Genomic DNA, 22,688 nt, shown 5'->3' with positions numbered 1-22,688 from the left:
CGCTCAGAACAAGCGGATAAGAGTTATTATGCAAGCCTGGTATTTACTGTACTGCAAACGTGGGCAACTTCAGCGAGCCCAGGAACACCTGGAAAGACAGGCGGTGAACTGCCTGACGCCTATGATCACCCTGGAAAAAATGGTGCGCGGTAAACGTACCACAGTCAGTGAACCCCTATTCCCTAATTACATGTTTGTCGAGTTCGACCCGGAAGTGATCCACACCACCACCATCAATGCCACGCGTGGTGTCAGCCATTTCGTCCGTTTCGGTGCGACGCCGGCGACCGTTCCTTCTCCCGTCATTCATCAACTTTCTGTCTACAAACCTGAAGGTATTGTTGACCCTGAAACCCCTCATCCGGGGGACAGTGTAATTATTACTGAAGGTGCGTTTGAGGGGTTGAAAGCGATCTTTACCGAACCCGATGGCGAAGCGCGTTCCATGCTGCTGCTTAACCTGTTGAATAAAGAGGTTAAGCAGAGCGTGAAAAATACCGGCTTTCGAAAAATTTAAATAGCCTTAGAAGGTCACTTCAAACAGCGTTCTGACGTTAGTATCAATGGTTGCTGACAACCATTGAGGATCCTCGCCGCGCCAGTGGGCAATACGCTCAAGAATATGGGGGAGGTGCGCAGGTTCATTGCGCCGTGACGCTGGTTTAGGCGTTAAATCCCGGGGAAGTAAGTAAGGCGCATCGGTTTCGATCAGCAATCTCTCAACCGGGATAAAGGGCAGCAGCTCACGCAGTTCCATGCCCCGGCGCTCATCACAGACCCACCCGGTGATACCAATATAAAGCCCGCGGTCTACACAGTCCTGCATCTCCTGCCGCGAGCCAGTAAAGCAGTGCAGCACCGCACCAGGCAGGCTGTCCAGCCACGGCTCCAGCAACGTCAGAAAACGCTCATGGGCATCCCGACAATGCATGAAAACCGGCATCTGCAGTTCAGCAGCAATGCGCAGTTGCGCCTCAAAAGCACGCTCCTGCTCCTGCGGCGTGGAGAAATTGCGATTGAAATCCAGGCCGCACTCACCAATAGCGACCACCTGCGAATGGTTTGCCAGTGCGATAATCTCTGCTTCTGTTGAGGACTGCCATTGGCTGCTGTCATGCGGGTGCACGCCAGCCGTGGACCAGCAATGCGGATAATGCTGCGCCAACGTTAAAGCCTGCTGGCTTTCGTGCAGGTTTGTTCCGGTCAGAAGCATACCGTTTACGCCCGCAGCAAAGGCGCGCGCCACGACCTCATCCCGGTCTTTCGCAAATTGTGAACTGGTTAAATTAACGCCAATATCAAACATGCTTCCTCCCATATGACAACCGCCCTGACGGGCGGTTGCGTTTATTCTTCAGTTTTCTCGGCGGCTTCGGCTTCTTTTGCTTCTTCAGCCTCGTTATCCTCATCTCGCGTACGTCGCTTACCGACATAGAATCGAGAGAAGAACACACCCACCTCGAACAGGCAGTACATCGGTATCGCCAATAGCGTTTGCGAGAAGACATCTGGCGGGGTCAATAGCATCCCGACGACAAATGCGCCCACTACAACGTAAGGACGTTTCTTGCGTAAGTCTTCAGGCGTCGTAATGCCCATCCAGCATAGCAGCACAATGGCGACAGGAACCTCAAAAGAGACACCGAAAGCCATAAACAACGCCATTACGAAGCTGAGATAGCTGGCAATGTCTGTCGATACCTGTACGCCTTGCGGAGCCGTGTTGGCAAGGAAACCAAACGCCAGCGGGAAGACGACAAAATAGGCGAATGCCATACCGATGTAGAACAATAACGAACTGGAGACCAGCAGCGGCACAACCAGGCGACGTTCATGTTTGTACAAAGCAGGCGCAATGAATGCCCAGACCTGGTAGAGGATCACTGGCGCTGACAGAATCAGCGACACCATGAAGGTTAACTTTATCGGGGTAAAGAACGGCGAGGCCACATCGGTGGCGATCATCGTTGCACCCTGCGGCATCTGTTTGATCAACGGCGCCGCAACCATATGGTAAATGTCGTTGGCAAAGTACACCAATGCCAGAAAGATCACGAATACCGCAATAATGCAGTTCAGGAGTCGCTTACGCAGCTCAATAAGATGCGTGATGAGCGGTTGGGTATCTTCTACAGCCATGTTTACGGTTTATCACTCGACGAGGGGGAGGATTCGACAACAGGTGCGGCAGCTTTCTTTTCTGCATCCATCAACGTGGCGGAAGCGTTTTCCGTCGGCTCTGGCTTTTTAGCACCCGTGGATTCCGGTTTTTGCTCCGGCGAACTGGCCTGGTTTTCAGCGGCAGCTGGGGTGACCCCTTCTCGCTGTGCTTCACCGTCTTTCACCACCGGATTATGGATAGTGTGCGCTTCATCGCTAGCTTTCTCAGGATCGTGCACGCTATAAGAACGCTTCATCGACTCCGCCGCTTCACGCAGCTCATCCATTGATGCTTTCAGCTCCGGGGTCAGATTTGTCAGGCTCGCTTTTTCTACTTTCTTCAGGCTGTCCTGGAATTCCTGAAGCTTAAGCTCCTGGGTCAGTTCGTTCTGAACAGTAGTCGCAAGGGAACGCAAAGCGCGAACCCAGCCAGCAACCGTTTTTACCGCTACGGGTAAACGCTGCGGCCCCAGGACAATGAGGCCGATAACGAACACCAATAACAGCTCGCTAAAACCGATATCAAACACGGATTATACCTGCTCTTTATCTTGGCTTTTGGCGTCTTCCTTTTTCACTTCGCCCTGCTTATCGGTGATGGATTTAGCAGTAAAATCAGCATCCTGGCTGGTTTTATCTTGCTTAGGTTCATCATCACCCATCGCTTTTTTGAAGCCTTTAATAGACGCGCCAAGATCGGAACCGATGGAGCCGAGTTTCTTGGTGCCAAATAGCAGTACAACGATGACGGCAATGATCAACAACTGCCAAATACTGATACCACCCATACATGTTCCTCTGTCATAGATGATGAATTAATAAGGCCGTAGTATACGTTACACGGCCTGCCTTGGGCGATGAAAAATTCAGCGCATTTTGCGCCAGCCGATTAGCCAGGCTATGACGCCTCCCGCCATTAACCAGCCTGGCATAAGCCCCCACTCAGGACGGCTTACCAGCAGGAATGTTCCACTTAGCAACAATGTTGCGCCAATGCCCAATAAATAACGGGATTGTCCCTGACGCACATGATTAGCGTGAAGCTCGCGGGCAATCTTATCAACACTGTGCTGTAAATATTTGCCCTGGCGCAAACTGTCATACACCAGTTCAGGTATTTCTGGCATTTTTTCGACCCAGAACGGGGCTTTTTCTTTAAATGCCCTGACGAGCGCCGGAATACCGACCTGATCTTTAATCCAGGATTCGAGAAACGGCTTAGCCGTTTTCCACAAATCTAACTGTGGGTAGAGCTGTCGTCCGACACCTTCAACATACAGCAGCGTCTTCTGGAGCAAAACCAGTTGGGGCTGGACTTCCATGTTGAATCGACGCGCGGTGTTAAACAGATTCAACAGCACGTGACCAAAGGAAATCTCCGCCAGCGGTTTTTCGAATATCGGTTCGCACACGGTACGAATGGCGAATTCAAACTCTTCAACGTTGGTATCGGGCGGAACCCAACCTGAATCCACGTGCAATTCGGCAACTTTGCGGTAGTCTCGGTTAAAGAACGCGATGAAGTTTTCAGCCAGATAGCGCTTATCTTCTTTATTTAAAGAACCCACAATCCCGCAATCAATACCAATGTACTTCGGGTTTTCAGGGTGCTCATAACTGACGAAAATATTCCCAGGATGCATGTCCGCATGGAAAAAACTATCGCGAAAGACCTGAGTAAAGAAGACCTGCACACCGCGTTCAGCCAACAACTTCATGTTGGTGCCATTCTTCTCAAGCGTTGCGACATCCGATACGGGGATACCATATATGCGCTCCATCACCATCATGTTCTGACTGCAATAGTCGGAATACACTTCCGGGATGTACAGCATCGGGCTATCTTCAAAATTACGTCGCAGCTGAATTGCGTTCGCCGATTCGCGAAGCAGGTTCAGCTCATCAATCAACGTTTTTTCATACTCGCGGACCACTTCTGTTGGTCGCAGGCGACGGCCATCCGGCAGCAGGCGAGGAACCCAGCGCGCAAGGCGGTAGATCAGTTTTAAATCCGCTTTAATCACCGGAAGTATGTCCGGGCGGATAACTTTGATCACCACCTCTTTACCATTGGATTTCAATCGCGCGGTATGGACCTGGGCAATAGACGCAGATGCCAGCGGCGTGATCTCAAAATCATCAAACCACTCCTCGACGGGCAGCCCGCCCATGGCTTCTTCGATTTGTTCTTTCGCTCGCTGCCCATCGAATGGGGCAACGCGATCCTGCAATAGCGCAAGCTGATCGGCGATGTGCGGTGGGAAAAGGTCACGGCGAGTGGAGAGCATTTGCCCAAATTTAATCCACACCGGGCCGAGTTCCTGTAAAGCCAGTCTCAGCCTTTCTCCCAGCGGTTTGTCTTTATGCTGATTGGGCATCCAGAACAACGAGTAACGCCACAACCGAAGCGGCAGCGTAATACGCATTTTGGGGATGAGTTCATCAAGACCGTAGCTTAAAAAAGTGCGAATGATGAAATAAAGGCGCCGTACTTCACCTGGCGTCATTGGGCCTCCAGTTTTTCCAGCCGTTTGGCCAGAGATTCGACCGCGCGTTCAATGGCTGCCGTTTCTTCTGCAAACCATGCAACCTCAAGCGGACCGGGAGCCATACGCCACTCTTCGGTGATCGCTTCGGCTACATAGCGCTGCTGGCGCTGAATGTTATGGCGCAAGAACTTCGCGCCACCACGCAAGACTTTGCTGACCCCCTCCGCGACGATATCGCCGGTATAGGGCGCTAACAATTCTGCGGGATCAAACTCAGCCAGATCGGCCAGAGCCACAAAATTCTGCACCACCTGGATATCACCCTGAACTTCCAGCTCACCGCTGCGAATAAGCGTGGTAAGTTGCTGGCGGTCGCGTAATTTCGGCAACACGCTGGCATGTGTGATTACTGTGCAATCGGCTTCGCCTTCCCATGCCCCCAGCACATCGACCTGGCGCTCACTAAACACCAGGACTAAAGGTGTTGAAAATCCTTTAAGATCAACACGCAGCACCTTGCTCTGTAAACGTGTTCTGGCTGACTTCAGCGCAGGAGAACGATACAGAAAGGTATTGAGCAGATTTTCAACGCCTGCGGTCACTAAGGGTTTTAAAGGCATCCCCAATCTCCTGTCAGAACTTGTAACCACGATGCAGCGCAACGACACCAGCCGTCAGGTTGTAGTAATCAACGCTTTCGAACCCGGCATCTTGCATCATTGCTTTTAGCGTGTCCTGATCGGGATGCATGCGAATGGACTCCGCCAAATAGCGGTAACTGTCCGCATCGCTTGCGACCATGGAACCTATGCGCGGCAGAACATGGAAAGAATAAGCATCGTAGGCCTTGCTCAGCGGTTCGATAATCGGTTTGGAGAACTCCAGCACCAGTAAACGTCCGCCCGGCTTCAACACGCGATACATGGATCGTAAAGCTTTGTCTTTATCCGTTACGTTGCGCAGACCGAAAGAAATGGTAATGCAGTCAAACGTGTTGTCAGGGAAAGGCAGTGCTTCCGCGTTCGCCTGAACGTACTCAACGTTACCCACTACGCCGATATTACGCAGCTTTTCGCGACCCATTTTGAGCATTGAGTCATTGATATCCGCCAGTACGACTTTACCGGTTTCACCCACCATGCGAGAGAATTTCGCCGTCAGGTCGCCCGTACCGCCTGCCAAATCCAGAACGGTTTGACCGCGACGCACGCCACTGCAATCAATGGTGAAGCGCTTCCACAAACGATGAATGCCAAATGACATTAAGTCATTCATAACGTCATATTTCGAGGCCACAGAATGAAAAACGTGGGCCACCATGTCAGCTTTCTGCTCTTTAGCGACGGTCTGAAAGCCAAAGTGCGTCGTTTCTTGTGAATTATCCACCATCTCAGTGCCTGCTCATTCAAAAAATGTTCAAGAAGTGTAACAGATTGGGCCAATTTGCCCTACCCTTCTACTGGGTTCAACTACCCCAAACGGACTAGTTTGATTGCTGATTTACTGCTTCATCATCAGGGTAAGGCTCATCCTGTTGCGTCTCAGGGACCGCGCGCAAGCGGTACTCTTCATCCTGCGTAGTGGCTTGTTCAGCCAGCTCAGGATTTATCTCACGCTTAATTTCCACACCTAAACTGCGAAACGCTTCTGCCTGTGACAGGACGTTCCCACGGCCCGAAGAGAGCTTTTTCATCGCTTGTCGGTAGTTGTCCTGGGCTTTATCCAGACTTTGGCCAATCGCCGACATATCATCCACAAACAAGCGCATCTTGTCATAAAGTTTGCTGGCCCGATCGGCAATTTGTTGCGCATTACGGCTCTGATGCTCGTAGCGCCACAGGTTGGCGATCGTGCGCAATGCCACTAACAACGTGGTAGGACTGACCAGCATAATGTTATTTTTAAGCGCCTCGGTTATCAGTTCGGGTTGTCTGTCCAGCGCCAGCAAAAAAGCGGGCTCGACGGGAATAAACATCAGCACATAGTCAAGCGAACGCAGCCCGGGAAGCTGTTGATAATCTTTACGACCCAACAGACGAATATGGTTTCGCACCGAGGCGATATGTTCCTGCAACGCAGTCTCGCGGGTATATTCATCTTCCGCGTTAAAATAGCGCTCATAGGCAACCAACGTCATTTTTGCGTCGATTACCACATCTTTACCCTGCGGTAGCCGGACAATGACATCGGGTTGCATTCGCGAACGGGCATCGTTTTCAATGCTAACCTGGGTTTCGTATTCATAACCTTCACGCAGACCGGAGGCTTCAAGTACCCGCGTCAGTACCACCTCACCCCAGTTACCCTGCGTTTTATTATCGCCTTTTAAGGCCCGCGTCAGGTTTACCGCTTCCTGCGCCATCTGCGCGTTAAGTTGCTGGAGATTACGAATTTCGTGCGCCAGGGTATGGCGCTCTTGCGCCTCTTTACCGAAGCTATCCTGAACCTGACGTCGAAAACCGTCCAGTTGTTCGCGAAGCGGTGTCAGCAGGCTGTTCAGACTTTGACGGTTTTGCTCATCTACGCGGCGGTTGCTGTGCTCAAAAATGCGATTCGCCAGGTTTTCAAACTGTTCACTCAGGCGTTGTTCGCTGTTGATCATCTGGCGGATTTTATCTTCCGCATGCTGCTGCGTCGCTTCCAGCCGGGTAGTGACTTCACGGAGATCGGCTTCCAGAGAGGTGTTGATGCTGTGCAGGCTGCGTAATTCGTTATTGAGTAGTTCGCACTCGTCGCGCCAGTGGGCTTCCTGTGCGAGTTGTTGGCGGGCAGCGCTTAACGCAATATCCAGTTCACGTCGCTCTTCGATGAGGTCGGCACGGATCTGATCGGCCCGCGCTTTTGTCGCCAGCCACCCCACCAGCAGCCCTGCGGCTAATGCCAACACGGCACTCATCATAATTGTAATATCCACAACGCCCCCTTACAGCAACGGCTTACCCGCACAAAATAGAATTGTGCTGTATAAACGTCCAGTTTAAAAGGAATTTCCTGCGAGGCACTACGCAAAATAAAAAGGCCGAACGCGTCGGCCTTTTTGAACAGACGGGAGAATTACAGTAAACGGCGGGCAGCTTCCACCACGATTTTCACCGCGTGGCTTTCCGTTTGTTTCATCGTTTCCGCATTAGGAATCTCTTGCTGAGTACGGTTCACGATAACGCCAGCAACCATACCGGCACGCAGGCCCTGGCTTGCGCACATGGTCAGCAACGTTGCGGATTCCATTTCGTAGTTCATGACGCCCATGGACTGCCACTCTTCCATTGAGCCTTTGAAACGGCTCACTACGCGACCAGAGAAGGTGTCATAACGCTCCTGGCCCGGGTAGAAGGTGTCAGAAGACGCGGTGACGCCCACGTGGGTAGTCGCACCGATAGATTTCGCCGCTTCCACCAGCGCAGTGGTGCACTCGAAGTCAGCAACGGCCGGGAATTCCATTGGCGCGAAGTGCAGGCTTGCGCCATCCAAACGGACAGACGCAGTGGTGACCAGCACATCACCCACATTGATATGCGGCTGAATTGCGCCAGTCGTACCGATACGCAGGAAGGTACGAATGCCCAGTTGCGCCAGTTCTTCTACAGCAATAGAGGTGGACGGGCCGCCGATACCGGTAGAGCAAACGATCACGGCTTTACCATCCAGCTCAGCACGCCAGGTCGTGAACTCGCGATGGGATGCCAGCTTAACCGGCTTATCCATCAGCGCGGCGATCTTTTCCACACGCTCCGGGTCGCCAGGGACGATGGCAAGCGTAGCCCCTTGTAAATCGTTCTTAGTGAGGCCGAGATGAAAAACATCAGACTTAGACATAAAAACTCCTCTGTGAATCGGTTTTGTCAGAAGAAGCAAAAACACACTTTACCGAAGGCATAAACAAATTTTCGTGACAGACATCACCATGATGTAAATCAATTGCATTCGATTACCATGAAACAGTGACGAATATCACATAAACGGCGTGATGTAAGGACACCTTGCACAAAAGATAGACCGTTTAAGGCAATGTGGTACGTTGCATATGTCTATAGTTAATAATGCGCTTTTTGGCTGAATATTTAAGGGTACGGAGAATACCATGACGACACAACAATCTGGCTTTGCACCTGCTGTATCTCCACCGACGTCTACCACGGTTCACACACCGGATAACGCAATTATCGCCGGTGTAACGTCCATACCTTCACAGGGCGATGATATGCCAGCGTATCACGCGCGACCAAAACAGACCGATGGCCCCCTGCCCGTGGTTATTGTCGTGCAGGAGATTTTTGGCATTCATGAACACATTCGTGATGTTTGCCGCCGTCTGGCCCTGGAAGGATATCTGGCTATTGCACCAGAGCTCTACTTCCGCGAAGGCGATCCCAATGACTTTGCCGATATCCCCACGCTGCTCAGCGGCCTTGTCGCCAAAGTGCCTGACTCTCAGGTACTGGCCGACCTGGACCACGTCGCCAGTTGGGCCTCCCGCAACGGCGGTGACGCTCACCGATTAATGATCACAGGTTTTTGCTGGGGTGGACGCATCACCTGGCTGTATGCCGCACACAATCCGCAGTTAAAAGCAGCGGTAGCGTGGTATGGCAAACTGGTGGGTGATAAGACCCTCAACTCGCCGAAACATCCCGTTGATATCGCCACCGATCTTAACGCCCCCGTCCTGGGACTTTATGGTGGTCAGGACACCAGTATCCCACAGGATACCGTCGAAACGATGCGTCAGGCGCTACGCGCCGCCAATGCTAAAGCGGAAATTGTGGTTTATCCCGATGCCGGGCATGCATTTAATGCCGATTACCGCCCGAGCTACCACGAAGAGTCGGCCAAAGACGGCTGGCAGAGAATGCTGGAGTGGTTCGCGCAATACGGCGAGAAGAAGTAAGTATCGCCAGGCAAACCGATCATCAAAACGGAGGCTAACGCCTCCGTTTTATTTTTACGCCTGACGCAGATTCTGCGCTGCTTTGACCATGTTAGCCAGCGCGGCACGGGTTTCCGGCCAGCCGCGGGTTTTCAGGCCGCAGTCCGGGTTCACCCACAGACGCTCAGCCGGAATACGCTGCTCGGCCTTCTTCAGCAGAGCCTCAATCCACTCCACGCTTGGGACGTTCGGCGAGTGAATATCGTATACGCCCGGCCCGATTTCGTTCGGATAGTCGAACTCCTCAAACGATTCCAGCAGCTCCATATCCGAGCGTGAGGTCTCAATGGTGATCACGTCCGCGTCCAGCGCCGCAATGGAGTCCATGATGTCATTGAACTCGCAGTAACACATGTGGGTATGGATCTGGGTTTCATCCTTCGCCACTGCCGCGTTAATGCGGAAGGCTTCTACCCCCCACGCCAGATACGCCGCCCAATCACTGCGACGTAGCGGCAGACCTTCGCGCAGCGCCGGCTCATCAATCTGAATAATACCGATGCCCGCCGCTTCCAGATCCGCCACTTCATCACGCAACGCCAACGCAATCTGCTTCGCGATGGTTTCACGCGTCACGTCTTCACGCGGGAATGACCAGCAGAGAATGGTCACCGGACCCGTCAGCATGCCTTTTACCGGTTTGTCGGTCAGCGACTGCGCGTACTTCGCCCACTCCACGGTGATCGCTTCCGGGCGGCTGACATCGCCAATCACCACCGGCGGCTTCACGCAGCGAGAGCCGTAACTCTGCACCCAACCGTTTTGGGTAAAGACGAAACCGTCCAGGTGTTCGCCAAAGTACTCGACCATGTCGTTACGCTCGGCTTCACCGTGCACCAGTACATCGAGCCCCAGACGTTCCTGCTCAACAATCGCCTGTTTGATATGCTCCGCAATACCAGTGCGATAGTGGGCAGCATCAAGATTGCCTTTTTTGAAGTCCAGACGCAGGCCGCGAATTTCGGTGGTTTGCGGGAATGATCCGATAGTCGTGGTCGGCCATGCCGGCAGATTAAAACGGGCACGCTGTGCTTCAGCGCGAACCGGGTAAGCGTTGGCGCGTTGGCTGTCCTGGGCGGTGATCGCCGCCAGACGTTTTTCCACTGTGGCGTTGTGTACGCGGGTAGAGTGACGACGCGCCTGGATCGGTGCGCTCCATTCCACAATTGCCGCCGTATCGCCGCTGTTCAACGCATCGCGCAGCAGCGCCAGCTCGCCGCATTTTTGCAGCGCGAAGGCAAACCAGCTCTTCACTTCCACATCAAGGCGGGTTTCCACGCTGAGATCGATTGGGCTGTGCAGCAGAGAGCAGGAAGAAGCCACCCACAGATCACGTTTGCCGACGATATCTTTGATTTGCGCATATTTTTCGCTGAGATCGGCGCGCCAGACGTTACGACCGTTTACCAAACCGGCTGACAGCAGCCAGTCGGCAGGCAGACGTTGGTGCAGCTCGGCAACGTCATCTTTGCCATGAACAAAATCAACATGCAGACCCTGCACCGGCAGCGCGGTAATGGTATCCAGGTTTGGCGTTACGCCTTCGAAGTAGGTGGTCAGCAGTAATTTTACCTGCCCTGCCAGCGCATCATACGCGGGTTTGAAGGCGTTCAGCCAAACCTGCGGCAGCTCCAGTACCAGCGCGGGTTCATCAATCTGTACCCACTCAATACCGCGTTTCGCCAACTCAGCCAGCACCTGCTGGTAAACCGGCAGAATATCGTTCAACAGGCTCAGGCGGTCAAACTGTTCGCCCTTCACTTTACCCAGCCACAGGTAAGTTACCGGCCCAAGCAGCACAGGCTTCACCTTGTGGCCGAGCGCCAGCGCTTCGTCCACTTCATCCAGCAGTTGGGTCCAGGTCAGTTTGAACTGCTTACCTTTGGTGAATTCCGGCACCATGTAGTGATAGTTGGTATTAAACCATTTGGTCATTTCTGCCGCCGCCGCTGGCTCACCCGTCGGGGCGCGACCACGGCCAATACGGAATAAAGTATCGATATCAACCGAGCCGTCTTTATTTTGATGACGCGCCGGAACGTTGCCGAGCAGCAGGCTGGTGGTTAGCACGTGATCGTACCAGGCAAAATCGCCCACCGGCAGCAGGTCAATGCCCGCCTGCTTCTGCTGATCCCAGTGGCGGGCGCGCAGCTCGCGGCCAACGGCCAGCAATTCTTCACGGGAAGAATTTCCCGCCCAGTAGCTTTCTTGCGCTTTCTTCAACTCGCGACGCAGGCCAACGCGAGGGAAACCGAGGGTGTGATTCAATATTGTCATTTTTCTTCCTCTAATTATATGTAAATCCTATGGATTTTGAATTTAGGGAAGGCGGCAAGTTTGCTCATCCCCAGGAGCTTACTGAAGTAAGTGACTGGGGTGAGGAAACGAAGCCAACGCACCATAAATTTAAAAGACGAAGGATTTTAGCCATCCAGATGTTTACACATCCATAATTGGCGGTTACTGTATATTCCTCAAGCGCAATTTGTTCATGCCGAAGTGAAGGACTTTCATGATCGAGATTAAACACCTGAAAACGCTCCAGGCGTTGCGGAATAGTGGTTCGCTGGCAGCCGCAGCGGCGACGTTGCATCAGACCCAATCCGCCCTTTCTCACCAGTTCAGCGATCTGGAGCAACGCCTCGGCTTTCGTCTTTTTATCCGTAAAAGTCAGCCTCTGCGCTTTACGCCGCAGGGCGAAATTTTGCTGCAGCTGGCAAACCAGGTGTTGCCGCAAATCGGTCGCGCGCTACAGGCCTGCAACGAACCGCAGCAAACCCGGCTACGCATCGCGATTGAATGCCACAGCTGTATCCAATGGCTGACGCCCGCGCTGGAGAATTTTCGTGCCAACTGGCCGCAGGTGGAAATGGACTTTAAATCCGGCGTGACGTTCGATCCGCAACCTGCGCTACAGCAGGATGAATTGGATCTGGTGCTGACCTCCGACATTCTGCCGCGCAGCGGATTGCACTACTCGCCGATGTTTGATTTTGAAGTACGCCTGGTCCTGGCGCCGGACCATCCGCTGGCCAGCAAAACCCAAATCACCCCGGAGGATTTAGCCAGCGAGACGCTGCTTATTTATCCGGTACAACGGAGTCGGCTGGATGTCTGGCGGCATTTCCTGCAACCTGCGGGCGTTAGCCCGTCGCTGAAGAGTGTGGATAACACCTTGCTGCTGATTCAGATGGTTGCAGCTAAAATGGGTATCGCGGCTTTACCACACTGGGTAGTGGAGAGTTTTGAGCGCCAGGGCCTGGTGGTAACCAAAACCCTGGGTGATGGATTGTGGAGCCGACTGTACGCCGCCGTGCGCGATGGCGAGCAGCGACAACCGGTCACGGAAGCGTTTATTCGCTCAGCGCGGAATCACGCCTGCGATCACCTGCCGTTTGTACGGAGTGCGGAACGACCCACTTTCGATGTACCCACAGTGAGGCCACTATCACAGCCGCACCAATGATGAAGCTCGGCCAGTGAGGCTGTTGATGCCAGATAGCCAGGTTAACCAACAGCCCGGCCGGCACATGCATATTGTTCATGATGCCCAGCGTACCCGCATCCACCTGAGTCGCGCCGTAGTTCCACATAAAGTAACCAATGCCGGACGCCGCCACGCCAAGAAACACCAGGATGCCCCACTGTAGCGTGGTTGCAGGTATTTTCTGCGCATTACCCAGCATGAACCAGGCCACTATCGCCACCATAAATGCCCCCATGTAAAACCAGGCAAAGGCGTTGTGCTGCGGCATTGGCCGTGTTTCCATCAGACGCTTGTAGCCCACCATACCAATGGCAAAGCTGATATTGGATAGCTGTACCAACAGCAGGCCGGTCCAGAAGTGGCTGGTCACCTGGTCGTAACGAATGATCCCCGCACCGATCACCGCCAGCAATGCACTGAAGGCGTAGCTCCAGCGCAGACGACGTCCGCTCATCAGGTCATAAATTAGCGTAATGTAGAGCGGCGTTAGTACGGTAAAGAGCAGCAGCTCTGAAACCGTCAGGTACAGATAGGCGTGAAAACTCAGCATATACATAATGCCAAGCTGCATGGCCCCTACCAGCATATACAGCGCGATCGTTTTTACGCTGTGCCCACGGGTACGTAAAAATGGTAGGAACACCAGCGCCGCCAACCCAACGCGCACCAGCACCGCAAAATAGCTATCGACATGACCGGCAAGGTACTCGCCAAACAGGCTAAAGGAAAAGGCCCACAGAATTGTGGTAATGATGAGTAACGCCACAATGGATGTCTCTTAACAAAAGGTACACCCATTGTAGCGAAGTTTTTAGTTGACAACTGGTCAACTAACGAACGATGGCGTTACTGCAAAAAGAGCTTACGCAGATAGTGCGGCACGGCATCATCGGCGTTGAGTCCAATCACGTCCAGTTCCGGATGAAGATCTTTCAGGCGCTGGTGCGCGTTGCCCATGATGCAGCCTTTGCCAGCCATGGAGAGCATTTCCGCATCGTTCATCCCGTCACCGAAAGCGATACAGTCTTTCAGGCTGTAGCCCATCGCTTTCGCCACCGCTTCCAGCGCATGACCTTTCGACACGCCGCCAGCCATCACTTCCAGACAGGTAAGCGTAGAGAAGCTGACGTTGACGCGATCGCCCCAGCGAGCGTTAATCGCCTGCTCCAGCGGCAGTAGCCTTTCATGAGAATCGGTGGTAAAAAACACTTTGCTGACGCCTTCAGGCTCCAGTAGCGCAGGTTCAAACAGAGAATAGTTAAATACCGCTTCTTTAAAGAAGCGCATTTCGTCCGGACGATGACGATTCATAAACCATTCATCATCACGATAAACGTTGGTCACGATGTCCGGGTTTGCATTCACCACACCAAACAGGTCGCTGGCAATGTCGCGATCCAGGTTATGGGTAAACACCAGGTTCCCGGCAGAATCGTGCACACGCGCACCGTTGGATGTGATCATGTAGGTTTTAATGCCGAGGTTATCGCGAATTTGCCCCACATCAACATGATGACGGCCAGTCGCAAAGACGAAATTAACGCCACGTGCGGTCAATAATTTCAGTGTCTCTTTGGCATAAGGGGACAACGTATGGTCGGGGGAAAGCAGCGTACCGTCTAAATCAGACGCAACAACCTGATACATAAGAAAATTAAACCTCTAGGCAAAGCGGGTTCCGCTGGATGAGTTATGCTTGTCGAAAAATTCGACAATAGCGTTAAGCGCGACTGAGCGCATTGCGTCCTTTTCAAAAAGGATCTCATGGTACGCGCCTTTAATGACAAGCGGCTGACCTCCCTCTACAGGATGGCCCGCTGCGGCGCGGAGTTCACAAAAGCGATCGTGCATACGGTTATCCACCAAACGCTCTTCTTCAGCCTGAATCAGTAATGTTGGCGTCGCGTCATCCCCCGCCCCGGCCAGGACCTGTTCACCCGCCAGAATCCCTTCACGTACCCAGTGGTAGGTGGGACCGCCCACGCGCAGCCGAGGTTCATCGGCATAGAAGCGTAGATTGCGCCGATAGCGCTGTCGACTGTGGGTTACCGCATTCATCCCGAATGGCAGCGCCCGCCAGCGTCCGGTCCCCATTGCATAGCCCTCGCGGATCCGTGGATGCCCTTCAGCCCAGTCCAGAATTTGACGCACCATCCAGTCGGGAAAGCGCATCACAATACCAAACATCGGCGCGCAAAGCGCAATGGCATCACACTGATTCGGATGACGCTGCAGGAACAACGTGGCAATCGCCCCGCCCATAGAATGCGCCAGTATATAGCGTTTTCTCCACGGACCGGGTAACACTTCCTGCTGCCAGAAAGCGGTTAAATCGTCGACATAGTCATTAAAGTTATTCACATGACCGCGATGCGGGTCCGAAAGCATACGCCCGGAACGCCCCTGGCCACGGTGATCGATAATGAGAACGTCAAAACCAGAATGAAACAGGTCATACGCCAGTTCAGCGTATTTCACATAGCTTTCAATGCGTCCAGGACAGACGACGATGACACGATCGTTTTTCTCTGCGTGAAAACGAACAAAGCGTACGGGAACATTATCTACGCCCGTAAATTCCGCCTCTTCCCGCTGACGCCAGAAGTCTGTCAGTGGTCCCATGGAAAAAGCAGCAAACGCGTTTTCTCTTGTTTCCCAGTCTTTTTGCTGCTGAAACATCGGGTATCCAGCCTCGTTGACCAAGTAAAATCGTTTTTTTTGCCATGTCAGATACAACGTACCGACAGTAGCGTATTGTGGCATAAAAATAGACAATCCGGGAGTTTCTCATGACCTTTGAATGGTGGTTCGCCTACCTGTTGACCTCTATTATTTTGAGCTTGTCTCCAGGCTCTGGCGCAATCAACACCATGACCACCGCCATCAGCCACGGTTATCGTGGTGCCAGCGCGTCGATTGCAGGTCTACAGACCGGGCTGGGCATTCATATCGTTTTGGTTGGCGTAGGGCTGGGAACGCTATTTTCACGTTCAGCGATCGCGTTTGAAGTGCTGAAGTGGGCGGGTGCGGCGTACCTGATTTGGCTGGGGATCCAACAATGGCGCGCAGCGGGCGCTATCGATCTGAACACCATGGCGAATACGCAATCGCGCAGCCGACTGTTCAAACGCGCGGTCTTTGTAAATCTGACCAACCCCAAGAGCATTGTTTTTCTTGCCGCCCTGTTCCCGCAGTTTATCTTGCCACAGGAACCGCAGGTGATGCAGTATGTGGTGCTTGGCGTCACGACCATCGTGGTCGATATTATTGTGATGATCGGTTACGCGACGCTGGCTACGCGCATTGCTGGCTGGATTAAGGGGCCAAAGCAAATGAAAGCGCTGAACAAAGTGTTTGGTTCACTGTTTATGCTGATAGGCGCCCTGCTGGCGTCGGCAAGGCATGCCTGATAACGGTGCCGGATGGCGTTAGCGCTTATCCGGCATGAAGGGAGCTTAGCGCGAAATAATCAGGTGGATACCGAAGCCCGCGAACAGCGCGCCGGCAAAGCCATCAATCCACTTCGCCAGACGCTGATAGCCGCGACGCATCTTCGGAAGTGCAAACAGGCTGGCGACCACGGTGAACCACGCCAGCGTTTCCACGATAATCAGCGCGAAAATGCCCCATCGCGCGCCTGTTCCTACGCTATCGCCAACAAACAATGAAAACACGGAGCCAAAATAGATAATGGCTTTCGGGTTGGCGAGGTTGGTCAACAGACCTTTTAAAAAGCTGCGTCCGCTCTGTGCCAGCTCAACCTGTGGGGCAGGGGCCGCTACGTCCTGTTTTTTAAACGCGCCGCGCAGCATCTGGTAACCCATCCAGCACAGATACAGGCCGCCGCCCACCATGATAATGGTGTGCAGCCAGGCCATTTTTTCGATAATCAGATGCAGGCCAAGCAGCGCCACGCCAGCCCAGACCATGACGCCACAGGTAATACCCAGCACGCCCATCATGGCTTCTTTGCGCGAACGGCTAACGGCCGTTTGAGAAACAAAGAAGAAATCGGGACCGGGACTCATCAGCGCAACGATATGCACCAACGCAACGGTAAAAAATAGCGTTAACATAAAAATGACTCGCGGGGAAATAGTTCAGTGAGTCACCATCCTGGCACTTTTTTGCCTGGCTGACTACTCTTCGTCGTCACCATCGACGTGGGCGCGAATAAGTGCCATAAACTCTTTGCCAAAACGTTCAAGTTTACGCATTCCCACGCCGTTGACGCTCAGCATTTCGCTCGGCGAAACCGGCATCTGCTCGGCCATTTCAATCAACGTGGCGTCGTTGAACACCACATACGGCGGGATATTCTCTTCATCGGCAATGGCTTTACGCAGCTTACGCAATTTGGCAAACAGTTTGCGATCGTAATTGCCGCCGAAGGATTTCTGCATAGCGCGCGGTTTCAGCGCCACGATTCGCGGTACCGCAAGCTGCAACGGGACTTCGCCGCGCAGAACCGGACGCGCGGCATCGGTCATCTGCAGTGCGGAATGCTGCGCGATATTTTGCGTCACCAGCCCAAGATGGATAAGCTGGCGAATTACGCTCACCCAGTGTTCATGGCTTTTATCGCGCCCCATGCCATAAACCTTGAGTTTATCGTGTCCCAACTCGCGGATACGCTGATTATTCGCTCCGCGCAAAACCTCCACCACATATCCCATACCAAAGCGCTGATTGACCCGGCCAATCGTGGAAAGCGCAATCTGCGCATCGTTTAAGCCGTCGTACTGTTTTGGCGGATCGAGACAGATATCGCAGTTACCACACGGCTCCTGACGCCCTTCGCCAAAATAATTCAGCAGAACCAGACGACGACAGGTTTGCGCCTCGGCAAACGCCCCCATCGCATTGAGCTTATGGCGTTCGATATCCAGCAGCTGTCCGGCAGGTTTCTCTTCGAGGCAACGGCGGAGCCACGCCATATCAGCCGGATCGTAAAACAGCATCGCTTCCGCCGGCAGGCCGTCACGTCCGGCACGGCCGGTTTCCTGATAGTAGGACTCAATGTTACGCGGGATATCAAAATGCACCACGAAGCGCACGTTGGGTTTGTTGATCCCCATGCCGAACGCCACGGTCGCCACCACAATTTGCAGGTCATCGCGCTGGAACTTTTCCTGCACCTCGGCGCGCACGCTGTTTTCCAGCCCGGCATGATAGGCTCCCGCGCTGATGCCACGACTTTGCAGGCGCGCGGCGGTGTCTTCGACTTTGGCGCGGCTGTTACAGTAAATAATGCCGGACTTACCACGCTGTTCCTGCACATAGCGCATCAGCTGATCGAGCGGCTTAAATTTCTCCATCAGCATGTAGCGAATATTCGGGCGGTCAAAGCTGCTGATCTGAATTAACGGATCGTTGAGGCCCAGCAGACGCACAATGTCCAGCCGGGTGGTTTCATCCGCGGTCGCGGTCAGTGCCACAAACGGCAGGGTTGGGAAACGCTGACGCAACTGGCCCAGCGCAGCGTATTCCGGACGGAAGTCATGTCCCCACTGCGAAATACAGTGCGCTTCATCAACTGCCAGCAGCACCGGATTCCAGTGTCCAAGATGCTCAAGGAAGTTATCCAGCATCAGGCGCTCAGGGGCAATATAAAGCAAGCGAACCTGCCCGCTGCGACAGCCGGCCATCACCTCAAGCTGCTGTTCACGACTTTGGGTGGAGTTCAGGCACGCCGCCGCCACGCCGTTGGCCAGCAGTTGATCGACCTGGTCTTTCATCAGGGAAATCAGCGGCGAAACAACAACGGTGAGTCCGTTGAGTAATAATGCGGGAATTTGATAGCACAGGGATTTGCCGCCACCGGTGGGCATAACGACCAGACAGTCGCGACCAGAGAGCACGGTGTCGATGATTTCTTCCTGGCCTGGGCGAAACTGTTGGTAGCCAAAGGTTTCCTGTAAAACCTGTTTAGCGCCCATTTCCAGATTCAACACTTCCGCCTGCGCCACATTAACCCCATTAACCTGAAATAAAAACAGGCGCTATTTTCAGCGCCTGAGAGAGAAACTGCAATGATTAAAATACTCTCAATATCCGTTAGAAGATATCGTTAAGCATTACGCCGACGCCAACACGGGTTTGATTGAAGTTGTAGTCAATCAGCGATTCGCCGTAACCACTGTAGACCTGGGTGTAGAGACGAACATGCTTCGTAATAGGATAGCTTGCCCCTAACTCTGCGCCGCCGTAGCCGGTGTTCCAGTTGTACTGCCCTTTCACGCTGATAACGGCGTCGCCCAGGTGATACCCCATTTTCAGCTGATAATAGCCCATGTATTTGGTGATGTCGGGGTTATCATCGGTACTGCCAATGACGTACCACGGCTTTACTTCCACCAGCCAGTTGCCGTTTTCAGCCATCAGGCGGGTGTAAAGACGGTTCCAGCTTCGCGAAGTGGGGTCGGAGCGACCATTGGAATCATGGTTATAACCCATTTCGACATCACGTAACGTCCACCCGGCAAAACGATAGTCGGTGGCGAAACCAAGGAACAGCTGCGGCTCGTAGTTGGTTTCGCGAAACGGTGAAGATTCTTCACTGTTAGAAAGCTGCCACCAGGATTTCTGCGTATAGGAGCCGCCGAGCACCGAGTTCGGACCAAATATTCCGCGCCAAAGTGGAAATGCCAGGCTTAGCTGAAACTTCACCTCATCTTTGCGCGCATTGTCCGACCAGCTATAGCTGCTGATCGCCTCTTTGTTCATGTCGCTGGTATTGGTGTAGATAAGGTAGTTGGTGTCATAAGGGTAAAGCGTGAAAGGGTTGTCATGCTCTTGCAGCATATTAGCGATAATACTACCCCGAACTGCTGGTGCATCATGAATCTCTTTTACTGTCGCTTCCTGCGCATACGCGGTCAACGGCAGCATGACTGCTGGTAGTAACCATCCCAGAATCGCCCGCATCGGTAATGTTCTCCTGAACCAAAATATTGATGAATTGTATAATTTTCTGACAAGCATTCTACATACTTAGCTCGCTCCTCGTTAGTTATCCCGTCCTAAAGTAGAAAACAACAAATAATAAGCATAATATCAACATTTCATTAACCAATAAGGTATTAAGATCGTATGTCTGCTGTACTGACCGCTGAAGAAGCCCTGAAGTTAGTGGGTGAAATGTTTGTTTATCATATGCCGTTTAACCGTGCGCTGGGGCTGGAACTGGAACGCTATGAAAAAGAATTTGCGCAATTAGCGTTTAATAATCAACCGATGATGGTCGGGAACTGGGCGCAAAGCATTCTGCATGGCGGGGTGATCGCCTCAGCACTCGACGTTGCTGCCGGACTGGTGTGTGTAGGCAGCACGTTGACCCGTCACGAAACGATCAGTGAGGACGAACTGCGTCAGCGCATGTCACGTATGGGCACCATCGATTTACGCGTTGATTATCTGCGCCCGGGGAGAGGGAATCGCTTTACCGCTACCAGCAGCCTGCTGCGGGCGGGTAATAAAGTAGCCGTTGCGCGCGTGGAACTGCATAACGAAGAACAGCGCTATATCGCCAGCGCAACCGCCACTTATATGGTGGGGTAAGCGCTTAAAAAAAGGTAAACTGCTGTTACATTTCTGCAATGAGTTTTCCCGATGGATGCTAAACAAACGCGGCAGGGCGTGTTACTCGCTCTTGCTGCCTATTTTATTTGGGGTATCGCTCCCGCCTACTTCAAGCTGATTTACTATGTCCCGGCAGATGAGATCCTGACGCACCGCGTCATCTGGTCATTTTTCTTTATGGTGGTGCTGATGAGCATCAGCCGCCAGTGGTCGGGTGTTAAAACGCTGCTACAAACGCCAAAGAAGATCTTCCTGCTGGCGCTCTCTGCGGTGCTCATTGGCGGAAACTGGCTGCTGTTCATTTGGGCGGTCAATAATCACCATATGCTGGAAGCCAGTCTCGGCTATTTTATTAACCCGCTGGTGAATATCGTGCTGGGGATGCTTTTCCTCGGCGAGCGCTTTCGTCGCATGCAGTGGCTGGCGGTACTGTTAGCCGCCTGCGGCGTACTGGTACAGCTGTGGACCTTCGGCTCGTTGCCGATAATCGCGCTGGGACTGGCGTTCAGCTTTGCTTTTTATGGTCTGGTGCGTAAGAAGATTGCCGTTGAAGCGCAAACCGGTATGTTGATTGAAACCCTGTGGCTCTTACCCGTGGCTGCAATCTATCTGTTTGGCATTGCGGATAGCCCAACCAGCCATATCGGGCAAAACCCGATGTCGCTCAATCTGCTGCTGATTGCCGCGGGTGTCGTGACCACTATTCCGCTGCTGTGCTTTACCGGCGCAGCGACCCGCCTGCGTCTTTCCACGCTGGGCTTCTTCCAGTATATCGGACCCACGTTGATGTTCCTGCTGGCGATCACCTTTTACGGTGAAGTGCCGGGAGCGGATAAAATGGTCACGTTTGCGTTTATCTGGGTGGCGCTGGCGATTTTCGTGATGGATGCGATTTATACCCAACGCAGAACGCGTATGGGGATGTGAATGCTTTTTGCCTGATGGCGCTACGCTTATCAGGCCTACGGGTTCTGTAGGCCTGGTAAGACACCGCCATTAAAGCCAGTTCTTACGTTTGAAGTACAGATACGGCGCCAGACCTGCGAGCATCATGAAGACAATCGCGCCAGGATAACCGAAGCTCCAGTGCAGTTCCGGCATAAATTCAAAGTTCATCCCGTAGCTGGAAGCCACCAGCGTCGGCGGCAGAAACACCACCGAGACCACCGAGAAGATCTTGATAATGCGGTTCTGCTCGATATTGATAAAGCCCATCGCCGCCTGCATCAGGAAGTTAACTTTCTGGAACAGCGATTCGTTATGCGGCAGCAGAGACTCGATATCGCGCAGGATCTCACGCGCCTGCTCCAGTTGACCACCTGGCAGACGCGCTTTACGCACCAGGAAATTCAGTGCGCGCTGGGTATCCATCAGACACAGGCGTACCTTCCAGCCGATATCTTCCTGTTCCGCCAGCGTGGAAAGCGCTTCGTCATACTCATCGCCCTGACGCCCTTCCATGATCACACGGCTGAGTTTTTCCAGGTCGCTATAGATATTTTCAATCTCATCCGCCAGCTGTTCAATTTTGGTTTCGAACAGGTCGAGCAGCAGCTCGTAAGCGTTGCCATCCACCATCGCCTGGTTACGTGCGCGCATGCGATACAGACGAAACGCCGGCAGTTCGCGTTCGCGCAGGGTAAACAAGCGACCTTCACGAATGGTAAATGCAACGGTTGAGTTACCCGCGTGATCGTCGGCGTCTTCATAGAAGAAGAAGGAGTGAATGTGCAGGCCATCTTCGTCTTCAAAAAAACGTGCGGATGCTTCGATATCTTCCAGTTCAGGGCGCGTGGCCAGGTTCTGGCCCAAGTCCTTTTGCACACGGTTTCGTTCTTCGTCATCCGGCTCGACTAAATCGACCCAAACCGAACTGGCCAGGTGCTCGATCTCGTCTGCCTCAAGGCGAGTTAACCGATTGTTTTCCAGTTGAAATGCGCTCAGCATGACCGGGACTCCCAATGCAAAAAATTATCGGACAGTTCGGAGGGCACACAGAAACAAATTGGGTTTCAGACCATTAAACAGCCTGACTCAGCGCGAC

Annotated in this window: 23 protein-coding genes; 6 read left to right on the top strand and 17 right to left on the bottom strand. The window is 53.1% G+C overall.

Translation table 11 applies throughout. From position 1 onward, the window contains the following. The first annotated feature begins 28 nt into the window (after positions 1-28). Positions 29-517 carry a transcription/translation regulatory transformer protein RfaH gene (gene rfaH / locus FDX11_RS04875; protein WP_042313969.1) on the top strand — a complete coding sequence of 163 codons (489 nt, stop codon included), beginning with the start codon at positions 29-31 and terminating at the stop codon, positions 515-517. Between the two features lie 6 nt (positions 518-523). Here the strand turns inward: rfaH and tatD are convergent, their stop codons facing one another. The 9 genes from tatD to udp form a co-directional block, all read right to left on the bottom strand. Next, positions 524-1,306, bottom strand: a complete 783-nt coding sequence (tatD, locus tag FDX11_RS04870) for a 3'-5' ssDNA/RNA exonuclease TatD (protein WP_137397570.1) — start codon at positions 1,304-1,306, stop codon at positions 524-526. A gap of 41 nt (positions 1,307-1,347) precedes the next feature. Then, entirely contained in the window at positions 1,348-2,139 is a 792-nt protein-coding gene (gene tatC, locus FDX11_RS04865) for a Sec-independent protein translocase subunit TatC (RefSeq protein ID WP_042313973.1), read from the bottom strand. Positions 2,140-2,141: 2 nt separating this feature from the next. Beyond that, a complete protein-coding gene (gene tatB, locus FDX11_RS04860; RefSeq protein ID WP_042313975.1) occupies positions 2,142-2,690 on the bottom strand; it encodes a Sec-independent protein translocase protein TatB in 549 nt (182 codons plus the stop codon). A gap of 3 nt (positions 2,691-2,693) precedes the next feature. Further along, positions 2,694-2,948 carry a Sec-independent protein translocase subunit TatA gene (gene tatA / locus FDX11_RS04855; protein WP_003017888.1) on the bottom strand — a complete coding sequence of 85 codons (255 nt, stop codon included), beginning with the start codon at positions 2,946-2,948 and terminating at the stop codon, positions 2,694-2,696. Between the two features lie 78 nt (positions 2,949-3,026). Further along, positions 3,027-4,667: a ubiquinone biosynthesis regulatory protein kinase UbiB gene (ubiB, locus tag FDX11_RS04850; protein ID WP_006686088.1), complete on the bottom strand. Its 1,641-nt coding sequence runs from the start codon at positions 4,665-4,667 to the stop codon at positions 3,027-3,029. Continuing rightward, on the bottom strand, positions 4,664-5,269 hold the full coding sequence (ubiJ, locus tag FDX11_RS04845; RefSeq protein ID WP_137397569.1) for a ubiquinone biosynthesis protein UbiJ: 606 nt from the start codon (positions 5,267-5,269) through the stop codon (positions 4,664-4,666). The genes ubiB and ubiJ overlap by 4 nt, the downstream gene beginning before the upstream one ends. Before the next feature lie 13 nt (positions 5,270-5,282). Next, a complete protein-coding gene (gene ubiE, locus FDX11_RS04840) occupies positions 5,283-6,038 on the bottom strand; it encodes a bifunctional demethylmenaquinone methyltransferase/2-methoxy-6-polyprenyl-1,4-benzoquinol methylase UbiE (RefSeq protein WP_003017897.1) in 756 nt (251 codons plus the stop codon). A 94-nt stretch (positions 6,039-6,132) separates the two neighbouring features. After that, positions 6,133-7,563, bottom strand: coding sequence for a DNA recombination protein RmuC (rmuC, locus tag FDX11_RS04835; RefSeq protein WP_137365750.1), 1,431 nt, complete (start codon positions 7,561-7,563; stop codon positions 6,133-6,135). Positions 7,564-7,703: 140 nt separating this feature from the next. After that, positions 7,704-8,465 (bottom strand): uridine phosphorylase, encoded by a 762-nt coding sequence (gene udp, locus FDX11_RS04830; RefSeq protein WP_003828923.1) that lies wholly within the window; start codon positions 8,463-8,465, stop codon positions 7,704-7,706. Between the two features lie 265 nt (positions 8,466-8,730). Here udp and FDX11_RS04825 point away from each other — a divergent pair, with 265 nt between their 5' ends. Further along, entirely contained in the window at positions 8,731-9,537 is an 807-nt protein-coding gene (locus FDX11_RS04825; RefSeq protein ID WP_137397568.1) for a dienelactone hydrolase family protein, read from the top strand. 54 nt (positions 9,538-9,591) lie between these two features. On the opposite strand, the gene metE is transcribed toward FDX11_RS04825, so the two are convergent. After that, positions 9,592-11,853, bottom strand: a complete 2,262-nt coding sequence (gene metE / locus FDX11_RS04820; protein ID WP_137397567.1) for a 5-methyltetrahydropteroyltriglutamate--homocysteine S-methyltransferase — start codon at positions 11,851-11,853, stop codon at positions 9,592-9,594. A 235-nt stretch (positions 11,854-12,088) separates the two neighbouring features. Here metE and metR point away from each other — a divergent pair, with 235 nt between their 5' ends. Further along, complete coding sequence (gene metR / locus FDX11_RS04815; protein WP_038634477.1) at positions 12,089-13,042, top strand: HTH-type transcriptional regulator MetR; 954 nt, start codon at positions 12,089-12,091, stop codon at positions 13,040-13,042. Here the strand turns inward: metR and FDX11_RS04810 are convergent. The 3 genes from FDX11_RS04810 to pldB form a co-directional block, all read right to left on the bottom strand. After that, a complete protein-coding gene (locus tag FDX11_RS04810; RefSeq protein ID WP_042313989.1) occupies positions 12,930-13,829 on the bottom strand; it encodes a carboxylate/amino acid/amine transporter in 900 nt (299 codons plus the stop codon). The two genes, metR and FDX11_RS04810, sit on opposite strands and share 113 nt — an antisense overlap. An 80-nt stretch (positions 13,830-13,909) precedes the next feature. Further along, entirely contained in the window at positions 13,910-14,710 is an 801-nt protein-coding gene (gene yigL / locus FDX11_RS04805) for a sugar/pyridoxal phosphate phosphatase YigL (protein ID WP_137397566.1), read from the bottom strand. Positions 14,711-14,725: 15 nt separating this feature from the next. After that, the gene (pldB, locus tag FDX11_RS04800; protein ID WP_137397565.1) at positions 14,726-15,742 is read right to left on the bottom strand and encodes a lysophospholipase L2; all 1,017 of its coding nucleotides are present in this window, start codon (positions 15,740-15,742) and stop codon (positions 14,726-14,728) included. Between the two features lie 110 nt (positions 15,743-15,852). On the opposite strand from pldB, the gene rhtB reads away from it, so the two are divergent. Continuing rightward, positions 15,853-16,473: a homoserine/homoserine lactone efflux protein gene (gene rhtB / locus FDX11_RS04795; protein WP_042313996.1), complete on the top strand. Its 621-nt coding sequence runs from the start codon at positions 15,853-15,855 to the stop codon at positions 16,471-16,473. A 45-nt stretch (positions 16,474-16,518) separates the two neighbouring features. Here the strand turns inward: rhtB and rhtC are convergent, their stop codons facing one another. The 3 genes from rhtC to pldA form a co-directional block, all read right to left on the bottom strand. After that, positions 16,519-17,139: a threonine export protein RhtC gene (rhtC, locus tag FDX11_RS04790; RefSeq protein ID WP_038634488.1), complete on the bottom strand. Its 621-nt coding sequence runs from the start codon at positions 17,137-17,139 to the stop codon at positions 16,519-16,521. Between the two features lie 63 nt (positions 17,140-17,202). After that, positions 17,203-19,032 (bottom strand): ATP-dependent DNA helicase RecQ, encoded by a 1,830-nt coding sequence (gene recQ, locus FDX11_RS04785; RefSeq protein WP_038634489.1) that lies wholly within the window; start codon positions 19,030-19,032, stop codon positions 17,203-17,205. Between the two features lie 88 nt (positions 19,033-19,120). Beyond that, positions 19,121-19,990, bottom strand: coding sequence for a phospholipase A (gene pldA / locus FDX11_RS04780; protein WP_042314001.1), 870 nt, complete (start codon positions 19,988-19,990; stop codon positions 19,121-19,123). 165 nt (positions 19,991-20,155) lie between these two features. On the opposite strand from pldA, the gene yigI reads away from it, so the two are divergent. Both yigI and rarD read left to right on the top strand, forming a co-directional pair. Then, entirely contained in the window at positions 20,156-20,623 is a 468-nt protein-coding gene (yigI, locus tag FDX11_RS04775; RefSeq protein WP_042314003.1) for an acyl-CoA thioesterase YigI, read from the top strand. 51 nt (positions 20,624-20,674) lie between these two features. Next, positions 20,675-21,571 carry an EamA family transporter RarD gene (rarD, locus tag FDX11_RS04770; RefSeq protein WP_061381049.1) on the top strand — a complete coding sequence of 299 codons (897 nt, stop codon included), beginning with the start codon at positions 20,675-20,677 and terminating at the stop codon, positions 21,569-21,571. 69 nt (positions 21,572-21,640) lie between these two features. Here the strand turns inward: rarD and corA are convergent, their stop codons facing one another. Further along, entirely contained in the window at positions 21,641-22,591 is a 951-nt protein-coding gene (gene corA, locus FDX11_RS04765; RefSeq protein WP_038634499.1) for a magnesium/cobalt transporter CorA, read from the bottom strand. Positions 22,592-22,688: the final 97 nt, after the last annotated feature.

Origin of the sequence: Citrobacter sp. wls714, from assembly GCF_005281025.1 — a bacterium.
In the GTDB taxonomy this organism is placed as follows: domain Bacteria; phylum Pseudomonadota; class Gammaproteobacteria; order Enterobacterales; family Enterobacteriaceae; genus Citrobacter; species Citrobacter werkmanii.
Note: the sequence above shows the minus strand (reverse complement) of the source record. Positions and strands in the feature narration are given on the sequence as shown.